The sequence below is a fragment of the Candidatus Tenderia electrophaga genome (genome assembly GCA_001447805.1).
GTDB classification, from domain to species: Bacteria; Pseudomonadota; Gammaproteobacteria; order Tenderiales; family Tenderiaceae; genus Tenderia; species Tenderia electrophaga.
On the sequence record CP013099.1, the window covers coordinates 2979735 to 3001575 of the forward strand.

Genomic DNA, 21841 nt, shown 5'->3' on the forward strand with positions numbered 1-21841 from the left:
GTGGTGCTGCCTACACGCTTAAATCCCCCCTAACCCCCCTTTTTCAAAGGGGGGAATGGTGTTGGTGGACTGCACACTGGTCGAAGCCCGGTCAGCCACCGCCCCCATACCAAAGGCAAATTGAGGGGGGTTAATACGCTTCGCGGTTCGCTCATAGCAGCGGTGGTACTGCCTGCACTTTATAAATCCCCCCTACCCCCTTTTTCAAAGGGGGGATTGGGAATGGCGGCCATCGCCACTGCCGAAGCCGCCCCACCAACCTCCCCCTTTATTTAAAGGGGGATTGAGGGGGATTTCAGCACCTTGCAGTTCACTCATGGCTCCGCTGGCTTTGCCGACCTTTTTATAAATCCCCCCTACCCCCCCTTTTTCAAAGGGGGGAATGGTGTTGGTGGACAGCACATTGGTCGAAGCCCGATGCCCCACTTCCCCCTTTACCAAAGGGCACCCACAGGGCATAAAGGATTGAGGGGGATTTAACCGAATTCGCAGCTGAGCTGTAGCATCGGTTTCTTCGGCGAGCTCTGCAATCCTACCCTGCCCCCATGTTTGTAGGAGGGGGACATAAAAAAGATTTATGAATCAGGCGATGATTCGGCCGTGCGCAATCCATCATCCAGCGCCACGTGACTCACCACATAGCGATGCTTGCCCGAAGCCTCGGGCCGGATCTCGTCCAACAAGCGCAGTTCGACCCGCACCTCAGCGCCTAGCCGCGCCTGGATGCCCCGCTCGATCTCGGCGGCGCAGGCGGCCGTCCACCGCGGATTCTGTACGACCTGTATTTCAATTTTGTCGACGGCGTGCTGAATCAACTTGAATTCCTCCACCCCCTGCACTGCGCGCAGCACGTAGATCACCGCCAGGGCGTGCATGATGGTGCCGTCGGCGCGCACGATAAAGTCCGTGGTGCGGCCCATCACCTCGCCGATCACATGCAGGCCGCGGCCGGCCGAGCAGATCTCATCGGTCTGACACACCATGTCACCGGTGCGATAGCGGATGAAGGGCTGGGCCTGGGAGCAAAGCCCGGTCATGACCGCCTCGCCTACTTCGCCGGGCGCCACGGGTTGGCCATCCGCACCGAGCACCTCCAGAATGATGCTCTCGCTCATGAGCAGCATCTGCCCTCCGGGCGACTCATGGGCGGTAAAACCGATATCGCGGCTGCCGAATTCGTTGGCGGCCGGCACGCCGAAGACCGTCTGGATCAACTCGCGCTGATGCTCATAGAGCGGCTCGCCGGTGGTACAGACCACCTTCAAGCTCGGCAATCTAAGGTCCCTGCCGCGCGCCTGGGCGTGGGCGGCCAGCAGGGCGATGCTGCTGGCGTAGCCGTAGATGCACTTGGGCCGGTAGGCGCGGATCGCCTCCATGTAGTCATCCATGTTTTGCGGCGACATTTCGAAGGCGTTGAGCACCAACTGATTGAACAGGCGGTCGCGCAACTGCTTGATGCGATCGGTCTTGTTCAACTCCACAGGCGCGCCCCACAGATAGACCTCGCGGTCGCCCACGTCCACACCCCACCAGCGCCGCGCGCGGATACGCCCGGCGGCGTCCGAGGCCTGGCGCCAGCGGCCAAAATAAAAGATCAGCGGCTGACCGCTGGAACCGCCGGTGTTGTATTTGAAGGCGCCGCCGGGCACATCGCGCCAGACCATGTCATCGCCGTTTTGGATGGCGTCATGTTTGCTCATGGTGGGCAAGCGGCGCAGCGCCTCCAGACTCAGCGGCGCCGCGTGACTCAGTTCCAGACCCGCTTCACGGATACGGGCCGCATGCCAAGGACAATGGGCGGCGGCAATTTGTAGCAGCTCTTTCAGCTTGCCCAGCTGCAATTGCTCAACATCTTCGCGGGACAACCACTGGCTTTTTTCCAGCGCCGCCGCATAGGGAAAGGTGGGGCGATGCATGAGCCGCTCGTGCAAGGGATAGATGATTTTTTTTGTCAGAAATGGATGCATGGCTTGCTTTGACTATTTTGGCGCTTACTTTACCACCTGGCCTTTTATTAAAGGGGGCGTGAGGGGTTTTTAAACACCCCGCCGTTCACTTTTAGCGTCGGTGTGTTCGCCCAGCTTTTTAAATCCCCCCTAACCCCCCTTTTTCAAAGGGGGGAATGGGTATGGCGGCCATCGCCACTGCCGAAGCCGCCCCAGCAACCTCCCCCTTTATTTAAAGGGGGATTGAGGGGGATTTCACGCACCTTGTTGTTCACTCATGGCTCCGGGCGTTGCCGACCTTTTTATAAATCCCCCTACCCCCCTTTTCAAAGGGGGGAATGGGTATGGCGGCCATCGCCACTGCCGAAGCCACCCCAGCAACCTCCCCCTTTATTAAAGGGGGACTGAGGGGGATTTCACACACCTTGCTGTTCACTCATGGCTCCGGGCGTTGCTGACCTTTTTATAAATCCCCCCTACCCCCCTTTTTCAAAGGGGGGAATGGGTATGGCGGCATCGCCGCTGCCGAAGCCGCCCCAGCAACCTCCCCCTTTATTAAAGGGGGATTGAGGGGGATTTCACACACCTTGCTGTTCACTCATGGCTCCGGGCTTTGCTGACCTTTTTATAAATCCCCCATCTCCCCCTTTATTAAAGGGGGATTGAGGGGGATTTCAGCGCCTCGACAAGACCACCACCCATATCTGCTGCCCACCGAGCGCCCCCCTATTCCTTACCAAAATGGGAATACCCGCTGTTGACCAGGCGACCGAATTCCTCCGTCAATACCGCCACTCGGCGCTCCCAGGCATTGGCCCGGGCATAATCGAGGATCACGCTACGATCCCACGCCTTATCCAAGGCATCGATTAAGGCTTGTTCCAGTCTCTCGCGGTCACCAAAGGGGACAATAGTACCCAAGCCTTCATGGGCCACCACCTCGGCATTGCCGCCCACGTCCGTGGTCACCACCGGCAGGCCGCAGGCCATGGCCTCGAGGAAGACATTGGCCCAGCCCTCGTTGCGGGTCGAAAGCACAAACACATCGGCGGCCGACAAGGGCAGCTTCAACGCTTCCGGGGGCAGCGCACCCAGAAAGCACACAGTCTCTTCCAGTCCCAGCTCTGCCACTAGCCGGTTTAACTGCTCGGTCCAGTCCCCTTCGGGGCTGGAGCCGCCAACGATCAAATAGCGCAGCCCGGGGAAGCGTTGACACAAGGCGGGCAGGCGCTCGATCACTCGATGGAACCCCTTGCGTTCCACCAAGGCCCCCACCGAGATCAACACCGGCGCATCCTGTTCGATGCCCAGTTGAGCGCGCGCCTCTGGGCGGGGGACGGGCCGAAACTTCTCCGTGTCCACGCCGTTGCCCACCACCCGAATCTTGTCGGGATCGATGCCCAAAGCGATGGCGTGCTGACGCAAGGATTCCGATACGGAGAATATGCGGTCGGCGTTTTTCATCGCCTGGATCATGCGCCGGCGCCGGCCGGGCAGTTTGGCCAGCGGCACTTCAGTGCCGCGTAGGGTGATGGTCACCGGTCGCCGCAGCCATTTGCCCAGCAGCGTTGCGGCATAACCGTCGGGATAGGCGAAATGTGCATCGATAATGTTGAACCCAAATCGGTGCCTCAGCTTGCGCAGTGTGGCCAGACTGCCCAGGGCCATAAAAAAGCCATCCAGCGACTTGAACAGTCCGGGCATCGAGAAGAAGCGCGGGTGATAGACCTCAATATCCTCCTGAATCTCGAAGCGTGGGGCCGGCGGGCGAAAGTGCGGGCGCCATTTGCGGATGATCCCCTGCAAGGGAAACCACGGCACCGGGGCCACCACCACCAAGGGAAGTTCTTTGGCTACTCGGAACATACGTTCGCGGATGAACAACCCTGCCTTGGGCTGCCCGGGATGGGGAAACAGGGTGGTGAAGACCAGGAGTTTTGGCTGTACATCATCCATTGTATTCAAAATATCAATAAGGTTTTTTTGGCTGCTTTGAATAGCCTCGAGGCTACTCCATTTTCATGGTACTTACTTAATGCCGTCACCCGGCGTGGTTTCGGCCTGCGCCGGGTTGGGCCCATCACTGAAGCCACCACACTCACCTCCCGCTTTCTTAAAGGGCACCCACAGGGCATAAAGGACTGAGGGGAATTTATTCTTGCTTAGCACCCCATGCAGATGAACGGGGTTAGCTCAGCTGCTTAAATCCCCCCTAACCCCCCTTTTTCAAAGGGGGGAATACTGCTCATACCACACACACCATGCGACAGCGAAGCCACCACACCCGCCTCCCCCTTTCTTAAAGGGGGACTGAGGGGGATTTATTCTTGCTTAGCACCCCTTGCAAATGAATGGGGTTGGCTCAGCCGCTTAAATCCCCCCTAACCCCCCTTTTTCAAAGGGGGAACACTGCTCATACCGCCCACCATGCAACACTGAAGCCACCACACCCGCCTCCCCCTTTCTTAAAGGGGGACTGAGGGGGATTTTTTCTTGCTTAGCACCCCCTGCAGATGAATGGGGTTGGCTCAGCCGCTTAAATCCCCTAACCCCCTTTTACAAAGGGGGGAACACTGCTCATACTGCCCACCCCCCCTCGGCCCATGGCACTTACTCAACGCCGGCACCAAGTAAACGTTCATATACCGGCTTGTAACGCCTCACGCTTGCGACCCAATTTCTCTCCTCTTCCACAAAGCGCCGTCCCGCCGCGCGCACCTCGGGCAGACGCGCAGTTTGACTTAACACACCCAGTACGCAATTCGCCAGGGCATGGGCGTCGCCGGCCGGAAACAACCAACCGGTCTCGCCGTCGCGGATCAACTCCTTATGACCCCCCACGTCCGAGGCCACCACAAGGCGCTTCTGCGCCATGGCCTCCAGCGGTTTTAACGGCGTGACGATCTCGGTAAGACGCATAGGCAGGCGCGGATAGACGAAGATATCGACCAGGTCGTAATAGCGCTGCACCTGTTCATGCGGCACCCGGCCGGTGAAAATGACATGCGCCTGTAGCCCCTGTTCCTCGGTGATCCTGCGCAACTCATCCGCCTTGGGGCCGCCGCCCACCAACAGCAGGCGCGCATCGGGGCGCTGCTTGAGAATTTCGGGAAAGGCTTTGAGCAACAGCGTCAGTCCTTCATAGGCGTAGAAGGAACCGATAAAACCGAGCACCCATTTGTCCTTCAGTCCCAGTTCTTCCTGCAAGGTCGGGTCGGCGCTGCGGTCGGCCTGGAAGCGCGCAATGTCGACGGCGTTGGGAATCACGGTGACCTTCTCCGGCGCCACGTCGCGTGCCACGATCTCTTTGCGCAGGCCCTCACAGATCGTGGTCACGGCATCGGCGCGGTGAATGACCCGTGTTTCAAGTGCGCGGGTGAGGCGATAACGCAACCCACCCTCTGTGGCGGTACCGTGATCCACCGCCGCATCCTCCCAGAAGGCGCGGATTTCATACACCACCGGAATACCATGGCGCTTGCCCACGCGCACGGCCGCTTCCCCATCCAACATGGGCGAATGGGCATGGAGAATATCCGGTCGCACTTCCTTCACCACTTCTTCCAGCCTTTTTTCCAGTGCCGCCACGATCGCCCATTGATTCAGCACCGGCAAGCGGGTCATCCAGCCGCTCGGTGTCGGGCTACGGTAGAAGCGCAGGCCGTCCACCTCTTCCACATCGCCCTCCACCGTGGCGGCGACGTTGTGCTTGGGGCCGGTCACATGAAACGTCTCCCAACCCAATTCGCGCTGCTGCTGCAGGATGGCGCGACTGCGGAAGGTGTAACCGCTGTGCAGGGGAATGGAATGATCCAGGACATGCAGGATACGCATGTTATGACGACCTCTTGTTATTGTTCACCATGATAGGAAGGTTATTAACAACGCAGCACCTGGCGCGCAAAGGATTCAAACATCAGTAATGACCACAGCGGCACACTGTAATCGCGCCGCCCCGACTGATGCTGGTCCACCATCTCTTTCAGAAACCTGCTGTTGAAATAGCCGGTCTCGGCCAGCACCGGCCCCAGCACCGCCTGGCGCACACGCTCTTTGAGTGGCCCGCGAAACCAGCTGGCCAGGGGCACGGAGAAACCCATCTTGGGACGATACAGAATGTCGTGGGGCAGATGGGACGTCAGTGCCTTTTTGAATACGGCCTTACCTTCACCGCCCTTGAGTTTCATATCGGGCGGCAAGGTGGCCATCCATTCCACCAGCTTGTGGTCCAGCAACGGCACCCGCACTTCCAGGGAATGGGCCATGCTGGCGCGGTCTACCTTGGTGAGGATGTCGCCCGCCAACCAGGTCTTGATATCCAGGTACTGAACAAAGGATAGCGGGTGGTCCGGGGCGTGTTTGGCATGTTGCTTGAGAACATCGACAGCGTTGTAGCCCTGCAGTTGGTCTTTGAACTGCCGGCTGAATAGTCGGCTGCGCAGCGGATCGCCTAGATGTGAAACGCTGTGAAAATAGCCGCCCACGCTGTCGCGCGCCAAGGCTTCGAAGGTGGACTTGGCGCGCAGCACCTTGGGGGCCCAATCCGCCTTGGGATACAGCTTGCCCAGCAGACCGAAGACGGGCCGGCGGATGGCCGCGGGCATAAAGGCGCGCATCCGTTCTTCATGCAGGTGCCAGCGATAACGGCGGTAACCGGCCAGGTTCTCATCGCCGCCGTCACCGGAGAGGGCCACGGTGACGCGTTTGCGTGCCAGCTGGCAGACGCGGTAGGTGGGCATGGCGGAACTGTCGGCAAAGGGTTCGTCATAGAGGCCGGCCAGCTTGTCGATCAGGTCGAAGTCGTCCGGATTGACCTCCTCCACCTGGTGATCGGTGTGATAACGCTCGGCCACCTGGGCGGCATAGCGCGCCTCGTTGAATTTGGGGTCGCCGAACGAAATAGAACAGGTATTCACCGGTTTATCGGACAGGCCGGCCATCATGGCCACCACGGCACTGGAATCGACACCGCCGGAGAGGAAGGCGCCCAGCGGCACTTCGGCGACCAGGCGGATATCCACGGCTTCTTTGAGCCGCTCGAGCAACTCGCTACCGGCCAGAATCTCGTCGCCGGGCCCGCTACTGCTAAAGCTTACATCCCAATACTGTCGCGGAGAGGGCAAGGCCTGACCATGACGCAGCGTGAGGATATGGCCGGGCGCCAGCTTGCGCGCCTGACGCAGGATGGTCTTGGGATCGGGCACGTAACCGTAGGCGAAGTAATCCTCCACCGCGCGGGGGTCAATATCGCGCTGCAGACCCGGATGGGCCAGCAGCCCCTTGAGTTCGGAAGCGAAGATAATGTGGCCGTCATCCAACTGCGCGTAGTAAAGCGGCTTGATGCCGAGCCGATCGCGCGCCAGAAATAGGGTCTGCCGATTGCGGTCCCACAGGGCGAAGGCAAACATACCGCGAAAGCGCTCGACACAGGCCTCGCCCCACTCTTCCCAGGCATGGACGATGACCTCGGTATCACAATGGGTGCGGAAGCTGTGGCCCAATTCTTTGAGCCGTGTGCTCAACTCCGGGAAATTGTAGATCTCGCCGTTGTAGACCACCACGACCGAACCGTCTTCGTTGAACAGGGGTTGCTGGCCGCTGGACAAATCGATAATGGACAGCCGGCGGTGCGCCAGGCCGACGCCGGGCTCGGTATGAATACCGCCTTCGTCGGGACCGCGGTGGTACTGGGTCTCGTTCATGCGCGACAGCAACCCGGCGTCGATGTCGCGCCTGCCGGTTCTGTCGAAGATGCCTACTAATCCACACATAGTTTTTATAGATTCTTGTTATTCCTGTCCCACGCGGTTCATGATTATTTCATCGTTAGCGTCCGATCAGGGTCCGGGCTCACTCGCTCGGTAAAGGCTGGTTTCAACAGCCGGATACATATCGGAAATGTATTCTTTGATAAGCGCTTCGGCCCGCGTCGCTTCGGTCTCGAATTCGGCGGCGATGATAACCCCTGCGGCATCGGTGCGCCCACCCAACAGGGTGTTCTTTGCCTCCAACAGTTTGGCGACATAGTCGTTGGCGGCATATTCGCCGCCGAACCAATCCCAATAGTAAACGACAAGATTTTGCTGGGCGGAGCGCAGCTTTGCCTTGCGGATGGGGAGTTGCTCACCACGCACCTGCAACTGGGCGGGTCGGTTACCGACCTGACTCCATACGGGGTGTTTCTGCTCCACCATCACGTTTTGGGAGTTGATAAGCTCGGCGCCCTGGCGCTGCGTGCGATAATAGGCCAGATACAGACTGACACGTCGACCGTCTTTGACGTAGGTCTGTTCCAGCTCGGCGTCCATACCCAGATAACGCGGCCGCCATGGCGTCAGCGATGTGGGCGCTTGACGCCAACCGTTCTGGGCCTCGGGCATGCTTAGGTTTACGTCCAAACCTTGATCTTGGTGAGTGTTGATAGCGGCCGCAGCGGGCCAGATGATCAACACGGCGAAGGCCGCCAGCGCGGCAACGGACATGGACTTACGGTCGACGCAAGGCGCCCCTGGACTTTCCGCAGACTGGGCGTCGATCTGCGGCTGCCGGGCTTCGTCGTCTTCGCGCCAAAACGATCCAAGCCAGAACAACAACAGCATGACAATACCGAAGAACACCCAGCCGTAAATAAAGTGATCCACGCCATGGGCCAGTTTGTGGTCGCTGAGATGGGAGATCATGACGATCATGTAGGCGCGCAGCCCGTTGGCGATGATGGGAACGACGATGGCCGCCAGGACAAACAGCAGGCGGCGCGTCAGGCTGCGATAGGTGACATAGGCGTAAAGCACCCCCAGGGTGACGGAGGCGATGAGGTAACGCACCCCGCTGCAGCCTTCCACCACTGACCAGCGGCTGCCCGGTATCTCGAAGAACAGTCCTTCCTTGAACACGGGGATGCCGGTGAGTTGCAGCATCTTGACGGTGAATTCGGCGGTAAAGTTCATCAGCGGCGGGATCAGGCCTTCGCCCATGGGGACGGCAAAGATAAGAAAGCCCAACGGAAAGGCTAAGCTGCGCAGCATCCGCCAACCGAACACGACCCACACCAGCACCGGCAGCATGGCCACCAGCGCCAGCTGTTGCACCACCAGCACGTCGATGGCATTGGCCAACCACCACAGCATGCCCAAAGCGAACAAGGGCGCCAGGGCCTTGTAATCAGGCCGCAAAGGCGTATGGGCAAGCTGTTCGCGCCGCTGCCAGATAAAGTAGAGACTGATGGGCAGAATAAAGAACCCGTGGGCGAAGGTCTCGGAGCGCCACCAGATGGCCACCATGGAGGCGCTGGTCGGCCAAAATATCAGCAGCCCCGCGGCCAGGGTCAGGGCAATCAACGTGGCGATAGTGGTCGGCGAGATTGCGGGTCCACCTGCTTGGGTTATGGTGTGCTGTTCTGCATTCATAGCATTATCCGGCCAGCATGGTCTCTAAACGCGACAGATTGTGCTGCCAACTGTAGGATTCGATCACCCGCCTGCGCGCCGCCGGGCCGAGATCATCCGCCTGGTCCTGTTGCATCAGCGTGTCCAGGGTATCGACAAAGGCCGCTTCATTGTCGGCCTGCAATACCTCGACGCCGACCTGAGCCTCCAGGCCGTCCAGGGCCTGGGGCGTAGCCACCACCGGCCGCGCCATGGCCATGGCCTCCAGCACCTTGTTCTGTACGCCGCGGGCCAGGCGTAGCGGCGCCACCGCGATACACGCATGGGCCAGATAGGGGCGGATGTCTTTTACCGCGCCGGTCACCGTCACGCCGTCTTGATCGGCCAGCTGTTGCACTTGACGCGTGGGACGCGAACCGACGATGTAGAAGCGCGCCCGCGCATGGCGCTCACGCACCCGCGGCAAGACCTGCTCTGCGAACCAGCTGACGGCGTCCACGTTGGCCCAATAATCCATGGCCCCGGTAAACACCATCACTTGCTCGCCCTCGGCATAGGGACTGACATAGTCCTGCTGCGGCGTGAAATAATCCGTATCCACACCGTTGTTGACGAAGCTCACCCGCGGCGCCGCTTCGGGCGCCAGGCTCTTGAACAAATCCGCCTCCTGCTCCGAGACAAAAAAGCTGTTATCGAAACAAGCGGCGACTTTGCGCTCATAGGCCAGCAGGGTGCGGCCCTCGCGCCGGTAAATCCAGTTCATGGGCCAGGATTTAGCCGCGGCATATTGCCGCCATTTGTCCGAATCCACGTCGACGAAATCGATCACGCGGCGCACACCGGACCAGCGTTCACCCATGACGTACTGGGCCATGGCGGAGGAGAACACCAGCACGGCGTGAAACTCATGCCGCATCCGCTGCGCCTCCACCCAATCGGCCAGACCGACCTGGCGATAATACGGCAGACTCAAGGGCGCACTGCCCAGCAGGGCGGGCAGACTCTTGAGCTTCGCCACCGCGGGGTTTAGAGGCGCGGCATAGACGTCGGCGCAATACGCCTCCAAGGCCGGCCGGTGCTGCCAGTCATCGTCGTCATCGACGAAGGTGGCGAGATGAATCTCATAATGCCGAGCCAGACACTTGAGGATATTGAAGGAACGGATCTTGTCGCCCTTATTGGGCGGATAAGGGATGCGATGCACCAGGTAAAGCAGTTTCTTCTTCATCGCCGCCGCCAATGCCGCTCAGCCTAGATTCTTGACGATGTGCGGCCCGATCATACGCGTCATGGCCAGGGGCATCTTTTTCCATGCGCCGATGAACAGGCGGTATTTCGGATTCAAGGGATTGACATCCGGGACCGCGTCGGCCTTGACCAGCACGTATTCGTAGTGCAGCGGCTCCGGTTCGAAGCCCCAGTTTTTCTTGAAGCTGTAGGATCCGGTGCCGACCTTGCTGCGCCCGTAGTCGAAAACCTTGACGCCGGTTTCACAGGCGTGGCGCATCACCTCCCAATACATGAAGTCATTACCCTTGACGGCACGGGCCAGCTCGGTGCCGCCGCCGTAATAAGGCAAGACTTGATCTTTGAAATAGAAATTCATGACGCTGGCGACCAACTGTCCGTCCTGGGTCACGCTCAGGATGCGACAGTCATCACCGAATACCTGTTTCAATACTTGAAAATAACGCTTGGAGAATACCGGCGTGCCCAAGGCGTGAACGCTCTGGGAATAGGCATCATAGAGACGCTCGATGTTCTCATCCCAGGCGCTTTCGAGCCCGGCCTTGATGCCCTTGCGCACCATGGCGCGCTGCTTGCGCGGGATGTTCTGCATGTTCTGATCGAGGTCGGGGTCGATCGCTTTGCGGAAGGTGACATACAAGTCGCGCTTGGCGGGCCAGTCCTTGTGCTGCGGCGACTGATTACGCAGTTCCAGGCAGTCGACACCGAGTGCCTGGGCCAGCTCGATAGCGGCCTGTTCCAGGGCCTGCCGAGCGGCCTCATCGTCGGCGACAATGCCGCCGTAGACGCAGAAGGGCGTCGACACCAAACTATTACCGAAGATACGACTGCGGATATGACCGAGTGGCAGGATGCCTGTGATAGCCCCGTCGCGCTCGGCGTACAGAAAACGGCCCTGGTGACCGAAGGCCTGCTCCAACACCCGACGCCAACCGGCGCGATGGAAAAAAGTGGCCGCCTGCGCCTGCTCCACATAGTTGTCCCAGCGCTGAACATCCTGCTCTGTCAGCTGTTTGATTTGCACTGCCTTAATCTCCTGCTGTTCCACTGGGCGTGTGATTTACCGGGCGTCGACGAATACTGTATCCATGCGGCCCCAGGAAAAATCGCGCAACAATTGTTCCAAGCGGGCCTCCATGCGTTCCAGATTGAGGTAATGACGGAAACGGGTCTTGGCGCTGATGCCGGTCTGGCGCGGTTGTTCGGGGTCGATTTCCCAGGGGTGAAAATAGAACACGCCGGGCTGCCCGTCTTTGTTGTTGACGCGGCGCATGGCCCAGCGGTAAATCGGATAGGGGAACAGGCGAAAGTAACCGCCCCCGCCGCAGGGAAAGCGCCGCTTGGCCAGGGTGAAGGTGGTCACTGGCACTTCCAGCAGACCGTCATCGCCGTTGGGATAAAAAGGAAAACGCGGCGCCTGGGGCATGCCGTATAGATCGTGCTTGATGGGATAGATGCTGGAACTGTACTCGTGGCCGGCCTCTTGCAGCACTTCCAGCGCCCACAGATTTTTGGCGCCGATGGAGTAACTGGCGGCGCGATAGCCGCGCACCGGCACACCGCCCATGTCTTCCAACAGCGCCTTGGTGCGCATGACGTCGGCGCGGAACTGGTCAGGCTGCTGCTGGGTGACGCGGATGTGCTCGTAACCATGACTGGCCAACTCGTGACCCGATTCGACAATGCGCTTGATCAAGCCGGGATAACGCTCGGCCACCCAGCCGAGCATGAAAAAGGTGGCCTTCACGCTGTGCTGATCGAACAGGTCGAGGATGCGCTGAGTATTGCGTTCCACCCGGCAGTCGAGGCGGTCCCAGTCGTCGCGTTTGATATAGGGTTCGAAGGCCGAGACCTGAAAATAGTCCTCGACGTCCACCGTCATGGCGTTGCGAATCATGGTTTAGAGTCGCTCCTCGAGAACGGCCACGATGCGCGCGGCGGCCTTGCCGTCCCAGTATTCGGGAATACGGCCTGCCTTGCCGCCGCTAGTTAACACGTCGTCGACCGCCCGGCGAATCTTGTCCGCATCGGTGCCGACGATGACATTGGTGCCCTGCGTCACGGTGATAGGCCGTTCGGTATTCTCGCGCAAGGTGATACAGGGTACCCCCAGGGCAGTCGTTTCCTCTTGAATGCCGCCCGAATCGGTCAGCACCAGTTTAGCCTTGGACATCGCCCCCAATAACTCCAAATAGCCCAGCGGGGCCAGGCGGCAGATGCGTGGGGTATCAATCAGCGCAGCCAGGGAAAATTGCGCCATGCGGCTGGCGGTGCGTGGATGCACCGGGAAGATTACCGGCAACTGTTCACTGATTTCGGCGACGACGGACAGCAGTCGCTCAAGCGTTTCCCGATTGTCCACATTGGACGGACGATGCAGGGTGAGCAGGGCAAAGCCTTTGTCGCTAAAAAACTGTTCGCTCTGAGCAAGACCGGACAAGGTCTGCTGTAGCGGCACCGCCCGCTTTACATGTCCGAGTAGGGTATCGATCATGACATTACCGACGAAGTGAACACGCTCAGCGGCGATGCCTTCGCGCTGCAGGTTGTCATGCGCTTGGCGTTCAGTGGTGAACAGCAGGTCGGAAATCTGATCGGTCAGCACGCGGTTGATCTCTTCGGGCATGGCGCGGTCGTAGCTGCGCAGGCCGGCTTCCACGTGGATGACCTTGATATTTTTCTTCACCGCCACCAGGGCACAGGCGATGGTGGAGTTGACATCCCCGACCACCAGAATCGCCGCCGGTTGTTGTTGCTCCAGCACCGGCTCAAAGCGCTTCATGATCTCCGCGGTCTGTTCGCCATGTGTGCCCGAACCGACACCCAGATCCATGTCCGGCTCGGGAATGCCGAGCTGATCGAAAAAGCGATGCTTCATGTCGGCATCGTAATGCTGGCCGGTATGCACCAGAAAGGGTTCGAATTTGCTGTCGGGTTTATTCAATTGCGCCATGATGGGCGCGATCTTCATAAAGTTGGGGCGCGCGCCCACCACGCAGACGATTTTTATTTTTGCCATGGGGTACTGCCTTTATCTATCAGTGCAAATTAGCGCCGACTGGTTTCCAGGAAGCGTCTCAAGGCGCGCTCCAGGATATCGATGCGCTCTTCCAGTATACCCACCCGGGTCTCAACGCCTTCCAGCTGCTCGGACTCGCGGCTTTGCGAAATGCCCACGTGGATCGGCGCCGAGGGCAATTCCGGTAACTCAGGCTCGGGGTCGTGCGCCGCTGCCTCTGAGGCGGTGGCGGGCGTCTCCTGCTTAAGCTCGTTGGCGACTTCCTGAACATGCTTCAGTTCCAGCGCGTGCAGCTCTTCGAGATAACCGTAGAGCAGCAGCCGGTCACAAAAATTATTGATGCGACGCGGCACGCCGCCGCTGATCTCGAAGATGGCCTGATGGGCCTCGACGCTGATCTCCGGATCGCCCTGCCAACCTACCAGCCGCATGCGGTGTTCGATGTAATCCCGGGTCTCCTCGGGGCTCAGGGGTTCCAGATGGAAGGCGGCGATAATGCGCTGCCGTAACTGTTCCAGCCTCTCGATCTGAATCGTGTCCTTGAAGCCGCTCTGCCCCAGCAAAAAGCTCTGCAACAGGGAACGGCCGCCAGCCTCGAAGTTGGACAGCATGCGCAGTTCCTCCAGGGATTCGGGCGGCAGGTTCTGGGCCTCGTCCACCACCAACAGCACGCGCTTGCCTTCGCGCGCACGGGCCATGAGAAAGGTCTCCAGATTTTTCAGAATGGCGGCCTTGCTTGCCCCTTCGTGGGCAAGGCCGAAGGACGCGGCCACCATGCGCAGGGTGTCGTCGGCCTCCAGGTGGGTGTTGACCAGCTGGGCGGCGACGATGTTCTCCTCGGCCAGATCGGCGAACAGGGTTCTCACCAGGGTGGTCTTGCCGGTGCCCACGCCGCCGGTAATGACGATGAAGCCTTCCCCCTGAGTCAAACCATAGCGCAGGTAGGACATGGCGCGCTTGTGGCCCTGGCTGCCGAAAAAGAATTTGGGATCAGGGCTGAGCTGAAACGGTTTGGCGGAAAATCTGTAAAACGACTCATACATGTCTTTGTAGTCCCCCTAAAAATTCATGTTCAAGTGTAACGAGACACGATTTTCGTCGTATTTCGCCTGCGTACCGACTTCTTCGCCGTCCAGGTGACTCACCTCGACCCTGGCATTGGTCCGCGGGCTCAGCTGCCGAGCCAGGCTTAAACTGGTTTTAACAGTTTGGCCGGGGTCGCTGCTGTTCAAAGCCTCGTAGCGCTGGCCCTGCACACTGATGCGCGAAGATGTCCGCGCGGCGAAGCGCCAATTCCAGGAGGCGCTGCCGCCTTTTGTTTCAAGCTCCGCGGCGCTCAGCTCGTAGGTGCGCGTTTCATCATACACCGACAAGCTTACAGTACTCTTGCCGCTGCGATAATTCATTGACAGCTGCGCCCGCGTGCGCAGAAATTCCTGGTTGCTCAAGCCGAATACATCGCGAAAGCCGATCGCCGGTTCACCGGTATTGGGATCGGAGCTCACCTGGCCCTGGGAATCAACCAAGAAGCCCGCCTCCTGTCCCTGAAGGGCCAAAAACTGGTCGTTGGTCACCTCTTCCGTGTAGCTCAGGGCCCACGTACTGCGGCGCGTGCGGTGACTGAGAGTGCCGTTCCAGGTCTCCGAGGTGTTCAAGCCCACATCGCGATCGCGATAACTGATATCGATGGCGGTGCGGGTGATAGGGCTCCACTGCAGGTGTGCCTGCTCTTCATTTCGCCCCTTGGTCGCCTCCAACGATAACTTGGGACTGGGATGCCACCTGAATCCGGCGCTCCAATAGGTCCCGTCGGGACTGGGTCTGTTACTCTGGATATCGTTCTCCTCACGACCGGCGTAACCGATCAAGGAGAGCGTCGACAGCACGCGATAACGCATCATGCCCGTGGTGGAGCTGCGCGTTGAATCGGCGGCGTCGTCGCGAATCTCTCGTTGTTCACGATGGGCGAGACGCCAGAACAGATGCGTTGCGCCATACCCGTTGGCAATGTAACCGCTGGCCGTGCTGGATTGGGTATCGGATACGCCGTCGGCCTCATAGTCAACCCAGCCGTGGGAATAGCGCAGCTCGGTGGTGGCGTAGGCGCCGAGATCGCGCTTGATGTACGGTTCGACCTGGAACGTCACTACGTCACTGCGATTGCCGGTCAGGTTCAAATTGTCCACAGAAACGCGCTCACTCGGACTGACCAGTTGCTGAGAAATCGAGGCGCTTGAGTCGAAATAAAACCAGTCTTTAATGAGTTCACTTTGCTCCCAGGCCCGAAGCTGGTGATGGGTGGTGTTGCTGTCGGGATTATGGGCGTAAAAGAGATTTTGCATGGTATAGTCGGCGCCCACCCTCACCCTGGCGCCGCGCCCCGTCAACGAAAAACCGGGGTTGATCTGCGTGATACTTTCGTGCTCTTCGTCATCTACCGCCAGGCGCAGGTTATCCGTATAGATCTCTGATAGATGTAATCGCGCCGTGGCATCCCATTCCGCCGCCAGGGTACTAACTGGCAGACAGGCAAATACAATCCCGCCAACCAGCACCCGGAAACCGGGAAGGGAATCGCTATTGTGAATTCTTAGCTTTTCGGACTGACCCAGGCTACTCACCGGATGAGCCATAGTAACCGTAGTAACCATAGTAATCCGATGTAAACATTGTCCGGGCTTTATTCAGGACCAAGCCGATCATCTTCGATTGGTCCAGCATCCCCACGGCCTCGTTGATCTCTTGCTTGGTGGTCTTTTCCGCCTCGACCACCACCACGATTTGGCCGACCAGGCCGGCCAGAACCGCAGCCTCGGTAGTGGCCAGCATAGGAGGTGAATCAAAAATCACCACGCGGTCCGAATAGCGCTGGGATAACTCCTCCACCAATAGGCGCATGGCCTCGCTGGCCAGCAACTCGGTGGAATGGATATGGGTACGGCCCGACGTCAGTACGCGCAGATTGGGCACGTTGGTCTTGAGCATGGTATCGGCAAGCGTCAGGGAATCATCCGACAGGTAATCCACCAGCCCTGGCAGTTTGGACGGCAAGCCCAGGGTACGCGAGACATTGGGCTTGGCCACATCCGCATCGACCAGCAATACGGTCTTGCCCCGCTCCTTAGCGATACTCATGGCCAGATTCACGGAGGTGAAGGTCTTACCCTCGCCGGGACGGGCGCTGGTCACCATAATCAGGTTGGAGCTGTCTCCATGTGAAATCCCTTTTTGGAAGGCATTGAGCAGCAGGGGGCGCTTGATGTGCCTGATTTCCTCAGTCAGCTGACCGCGTCCACTTTCCGGCGTCAGAAAGCCCATGCGCTCGAGGCGGGCCAGATCCAATGAGATGCGATTCTTAGATGTCTTCTTTTCGTCGCCCTTGGCGCTATGCAACGCCGTCTGGCCCAGGTTCAGATCGCCCTCCACCTGGACAGGCACATCGACCGGCACCTGCGCTTCAGTCTTTTTCGCCGCACCCAGTCTGCCAATGGCTTTTTCTATCGTATTCATAACATCCTCAAAGCGTCACCCTAAGCGGGCCATCAGACTGACTCCGTGGTCCTGAAAAACGACGGCCGCGCCGTAGGCCAGCATCAACAGCAGAGTAAAAAAGGTAAACACCACCACCTCGATACGCATTTTGACGCGTTGCGCCGGCGTCCACTCCATGGAAATGGTGCCCAACACGGGAAGGTCAGTGACATTGCGCAGCATAGTACGGTTATCAAAGGTGGTTTTCAGTTGGGATAACAAGAGGGCGATGCCCAAACCGGCGCCCAGCCCTGCTAACAATACGACGCCCATAAACAGGGTGCGGTTGGGACCCGAAGGGTCCAGCGGCACCCGCGGCGGTTCGATGACACGGAATTTCACCCCTTCGCCGGTGGCATCGGCCTTTTCCGCCATGCGTGCCTGTTCACGGCGCTGCAACAGGGATTCATAGCTACTCTTGAGGATGCCATAGTCGCGGTTAAGATCCTTCAGCTTGGCCTCGACCTCGGGGATGGTGTCGACCCTCTCCTCGAGGAAATTGACCCGTTTTCTGTACTCGTCCACCCGGACCTTGAGCGATGCCACCACCGCCTCGGCCTCACCCAGAGCGATCTTTAATTGCTGGATGATGGGATTTTCACCGGAGCCACTGCCGCCGCCGAGGCCGGACATGTCTTCAAGCTCCGTCTGTTTCTGGGCCTCCAGGTCGGCAATGGTGGTCTCGATGGCCACCACATCCGGGTGCTTCTCCGTATACTTAAGCAACAACTCATCGAGTTTGGTCCGGAGATTTTGGATGCGCGCATCCAGGGGGCTGGATAAGGCGATTCTGTTCTGAGTCAGCAGGCCGTCCTCCAGGTCCAATCGGGCGTCCTCCAGTTGCGCCTCGAGTTCGTTGCGTCGGTTGGCGGCTTCTTCCAGTTGCAACTCAGCCTCTTTCAGCTGACCCATGGCTGTCTGCAAACGCCCGTAGTAGTTCTCGCCCTCACCCGGCATGATGCCGACATTGTCGCGTTTGAATTCCTTGAGCCGGTTCTCTGCTTCGACCAAGCGGGCCTCATACTCCCCTATTTGTTCATCGAGGAAACGCTGGGCGCTGTCGGTGTCCTTGCGCGTAGACCCCAGCGAGGTCTCCACGAATATCGTCAAAAGAGACTGCACAACCCTCTTGGCCAGTTGCGGATCACTGTCACTAAAACTGATGGTATAGATGTTTTCTCGCCCGGTACTGCGCAGCGAGATGCGATTCTTGAGTGAATCGAGCAAGGACTCCATCGCCGCCGGCGTCTTGGCACGCAGGTCCAGATCGGTCATACGCGCGACCTTTTCCAGATTGGGGCGACTCAACAAGGTGCGCGTCATCAAGGAGACTTCCTGGCCGAGATTGGTTTGCGCGGCGATACCGCGCAACAACGGACCGAGCATGGAGCGGGTATCCACATGGACCTTTGCAGCGGCACTATACTCATCAGGCATTTGCAGGACCACGGGCCAGCCCGCCATACACACCGCCCAGGCCACCAATATCATCGGCCAGCGGCGGCGCCAGATACCGCGCACGTAACCGTAAAATTGATCCAGTATCTCTTGCATTGCTTATTGGCTTCCTAAAAAACGGGTACCGCTAGAACCACGACTCGGGCACGATGAGAATGTCGCCCGGAAGCATGGGGACATTGGCACTGATATCCCCCTCGTCGATGAGATCATCAATGCGCAGTCGGTATTGCATTTCACGACCGTTGACTCTGCGGACCAACACCGCATTGTTTCCCGCTGCGAATTCGGTCAATCCCCCGACGGCGATCATCAAATCCAACAGCGTCATATTTTCACGATAAGGCAGGGCCTGGGGACTGGTGGCTTCACCGATGACGCGGACTTGTTGATCATACGGGCCGACGAAACCGGTGACGATCACGGTGACGGAAGGGTCCTTTATGTAGGTTCCCAACACTTCCTCGATTTTGCGCGCCAACTCGGTCGGGGTTTTGCCGCTGGCCTGGAGGTCCTCAACCAGCGGGGTGGTGATCTTACCGTCGGGGCGAACCGGCACGGACATGGACACTTCCGGATTACGCCAAACGAAAATATTGACATTGTCACCCGGGCCGATGATGTAGTTGTAATCGGGAATGGACTTAATGTCTTTCATAGAGGAGGCAGGTTTAACGTTGCCTGTGCAGCCGCCCAAACCCAGCAAGCTCAGCACACAAAGCAGCATGAGTGGTATCTTGATGTAATTGTTTTGCACCATGTTTTCCCCTGCCAATACGTAAGCGATCACCACAATACTTCGTCCGCAACGACGAAACCTTGATGAACCAGTTTGAATATCAGCGCGGGATTATACCAGCTCAGGCCCCTTTCAAGACAGCCTAAGCCCTGCAGTTTGCCTGGTAAAAGCAGTCAAACCGTCCCGCCTGAACACGCTCACTCGAGCGCACCGCCCCGGACACTCAACCCGGCAAATATCAACATAAATTAAGATGAATTTACCGCTCGGGGGGGGTCGCGGCTTAGCGCCCACTCGCCGACCCGCCTGCAATGACATAAATATCAATATGTTAAACATAACACGGAAATGCCGAGCCTCTTTGAAGCCGTGCAGGCTGGCGTGGCGACACGATTCGATGCGTAGATTGAAACGCGCAACGAATACAACAGATCGACGAAACAGTCACCTACCACAGGCGGATGAATGATGTCCTGTCGTATATGCCCCAAAAAAAATTAAGCGGCACCAACTGGGATACGTTTGGCGAACACCCGCTCGAAACCCTCCGCCGGAACACCTTCCAGCAAACGATACGGACTGTAATCCCGGGGACGGCTCGCCGCGAGCGTGGCATCGGCAGCGGGCTTGCACATCTGTGCCGCGAGCGATTCGTTGAGTGGCCAGGTGCGCCCGGCGTCGGTAATCAACTCCCACACATCGGGGCGTTCCACAAAGATCCTGGCGAGCACTCGATCGATATCCCCCATGACCGGCTGGCGCCTGCCCCGGTGGTCGAGTAGCGGCCCGACAGGCTGGAAATAGATTCCGAAGCGACTCAGCAGGCGCGACAAGGTTGGCTCCATCAGCGCATACCAGTGACTGACTTCATTCGCCGCGCTCATGCGCACAATTGCGGTAAACAAACCCAGTGTGGCGTGGGGCAAGATTTCGTTTTCGGGCTTGGCCGCAGACGCCAACGAAGAGGGCCGCGCGCTGATACCTGTTAGATCCGTCTCATTCCCAGCACCCGCCCGGCGCAGCTTCGACACCGCAAAGCGCGAAATTTCGGCCACCTGGAAAGAAGCGCGTCTATGCGCCACAGCCAATCGCGCCCGATGCAGATTACGACAAAGATTCTCGATCGGAAACGGCGCGTCCGGTGCTTGCCGATCGGCAAGCACCAGCCTGACGCTGCCAATATATCGCGCCAGACGCCGGTGATAGACCAGACTGTGAACCGAACGCATATCATATTGATCGGATTCTTTATCCTCATCAAAGCAGCTCGAGGCCTCAAAATCCTTTTCCAGGCAATACACCTGATAGCGCAGCGCGAACGACTGTTCAATCAGTGCCTGGTTGTCGGCATGGACAACGTCGAAGGTTTGCTGAAATCCTTCTAATAAATGAGTCATGACTTCCTAGTCCCTCTGCGGTTATTGGTTTAATTACCCCAGCATGTACTAGTTATAGTTATTTTGGACGCACATCCCTGGTGCTAAAAAACGCACCCCCGTCACTGCTACATCCCCACGGGTATCATAATTGGCGCGGACGCAGTGTGTCCATTGATTCCCGCTGTTTTGCAAGGATAAGGCAACGGCTGAGACGACGCTCGGATTGCGAGCGCGTACCGGGAGACGTACGGCGCTCAGGGGCGGCTTCCTGAAAAAGCGGGGGCCGATGCTGCGCGGCGCCCGCATTTCTCAGCGGGCGGCGATTCATACGGGCTAGCGAGACGCGCTGGTATATCTGGCCGGCGGCGGCCAATCGGCACCGTCGCCGGTGATCAACGCCCACACATCCTGGCGTTTTTTCCACATTCCTTCGAGCACCTGTTCCACGGCACCGAAGCAGGGTTGACGCAGGCCGTGATAATCCACCGGTTCACCGATGGGGGTAAACTCGATCCCGAAACGGGTCAGCAGGCGTAGTAAGGAAGGTTCCATGACTGCGTACCAATGACTGATATCATGGGCCGCACTCATGCGCACAATGGCGGCGAATAGACCCAATGTGACGTGAGGAATCAAACGCTTGCCGTTATTGAGGGGCTTCACGTAGGCCTCCGGGTCGGGGCCGACACCGGCCAGGGTGTCCGCCTCGCCGGCCCTGCGCTTGAGCTCCTTGGAGACCGCGAAACGGGAGATTTCCGCCAACGAACGGCGCGGCAATAACCGCGTGTTGAGCCCGGACAACGCGAAAGAAGCGGCGCAATTCTGCTCAATGGGGAACGCAGTCCCCGGATCGTCGTTATCCGGCAATACCAGGCGCACCGTGGCCACCACCCAGCCTGTCGGCCGATAACGCACCAATCCGTGGACGGAGCGGTCGTCAAATACATCTTTTTCCAGTTGATCGGGAAAGTCGGCGGCATTTTCAAACGGGTTTTCAACACAATAGACCTGGTAGCGCAGCGCAAACACCTCACGCAGCAGGTCTGGCGTATCCGCCACCTCGATGTCGAAATAATCGTTGTAGGTTTCAATCAGACTGGCGTTCTGCTTCATTCAGGTGGCCTCCCGACCTTGGC

General features: G+C 58.7%; 15 protein-coding genes and 1 pseudogene. All 16 read right to left on the reverse strand.

The window, feature by feature from the left end:
* Window positions 1-575 precede the first annotated feature (575 nt).
* A complete protein-coding gene (locus Tel_13650; GenBank protein ID ALP54093.1) occupies window positions 576-1967 on the reverse strand; it encodes a capsule biosynthesis protein CapK in 1392 nt (463 codons plus the stop codon).
* A gap of 705 nt (window positions 1968-2672) precedes the next feature.
* A complete protein-coding gene (locus Tel_13655) occupies window positions 2673-3902 on the reverse strand; it encodes a glycosyl transferase family 1 (GenBank protein ALP54094.1) in 1230 nt (409 codons plus the stop codon).
* Window positions 3903-4556: 654 nt separating this feature from the next.
* On the reverse strand, window positions 4557-5780 hold the full coding sequence (locus Tel_13660) for a glycosyl transferase family 1 (GenBank protein ID ALP54095.1): 1224 nt from the start codon (window positions 5778-5780) through the stop codon (window positions 4557-4559).
* 44 nt (window positions 5781-5824) lie between these two features.
* Window positions 5825-7717 (reverse strand): asparagine synthetase B, encoded by a 1893-nt coding sequence (locus tag Tel_13665; GenBank protein ALP54096.1) that lies wholly within the window; start codon window positions 7715-7717, stop codon window positions 5825-5827.
* 66 nt (window positions 7718-7783) lie between these two features.
* The gene (locus Tel_13670) at window positions 7784-9283 is read right to left on the reverse strand and encodes a hypothetical protein (GenBank protein ID ALP54097.1); all 1500 of its coding nucleotides are present in this window, start codon (window positions 9281-9283) and stop codon (window positions 7784-7786) included.
* A 73-nt stretch (window positions 9284-9356) separates the two neighbouring features.
* On the reverse strand, window positions 9357-10559 hold the full coding sequence (locus tag Tel_13675; GenBank protein ID ALP54098.1) for a sugar transferase: 1203 nt from the start codon (window positions 10557-10559) through the stop codon (window positions 9357-9359).
* Window positions 10560-10577: 18 nt separating this feature from the next.
* Complete coding sequence (locus Tel_13680) at window positions 10578-11612, reverse strand: peptidoglycan bridge formation protein FemAB (protein ALP54880.1); 1035 nt, start codon at window positions 11610-11612, stop codon at window positions 10578-10580.
* A 27-nt stretch (window positions 11613-11639) separates the two neighbouring features.
* On the reverse strand, window positions 11640-12476 hold the full coding sequence (locus Tel_13685; protein ID ALP54099.1) for a polysaccharide deacetylase: 837 nt from the start codon (window positions 12474-12476) through the stop codon (window positions 11640-11642).
* Window positions 12477-12479: 3 nt separating this feature from the next.
* Window positions 12480-13598: a UDP-N-acetyl glucosamine 2-epimerase gene (locus Tel_13690; protein ALP54100.1), complete on the reverse strand. Its 1119-nt coding sequence runs from the start codon at window positions 13596-13598 to the stop codon at window positions 12480-12482.
* 29 nt (window positions 13599-13627) lie between these two features.
* The gene (locus Tel_13695; GenBank protein ID ALP54101.1) at window positions 13628-14641 is read right to left on the reverse strand and encodes an ATPase; all 1014 of its coding nucleotides are present in this window, start codon (window positions 14639-14641) and stop codon (window positions 13628-13630) included.
* 15 nt (window positions 14642-14656) lie between these two features.
* Complete coding sequence (locus Tel_13700; GenBank protein ALP54102.1) at window positions 14657-16153, reverse strand: hypothetical protein; 1497 nt, start codon at window positions 16151-16153, stop codon at window positions 14657-14659.
* 169 nt (window positions 16154-16322) lie between these two features.
* Window positions 16323-17108: pseudogene (locus Tel_13705) on the reverse strand (hypothetical protein).
* 15 nt (window positions 17109-17123) lie between these two features.
* On the reverse strand, window positions 17124-18683 hold the full coding sequence (locus tag Tel_13710) for a hypothetical protein (protein ALP54103.1): 1560 nt from the start codon (window positions 18681-18683) through the stop codon (window positions 17124-17126).
* 31 nt (window positions 18684-18714) lie between these two features.
* Entirely contained in the window at window positions 18715-19347 is a 633-nt protein-coding gene (locus Tel_13715; protein ID ALP54104.1) for a sugar ABC transporter substrate-binding protein, read from the reverse strand.
* A gap of 476 nt (window positions 19348-19823) precedes the next feature.
* Window positions 19824-20723, reverse strand: coding sequence for a hypothetical protein (locus Tel_13720; protein ALP54105.1), 900 nt, complete (start codon window positions 20721-20723; stop codon window positions 19824-19826).
* A gap of 315 nt (window positions 20724-21038) precedes the next feature.
* A complete protein-coding gene (locus Tel_13725; protein ID ALP54106.1) occupies window positions 21039-21818 on the reverse strand; it encodes a hypothetical protein in 780 nt (259 codons plus the stop codon).
* Between the last annotated feature and the right edge of the window lie 23 nt (window positions 21819-21841).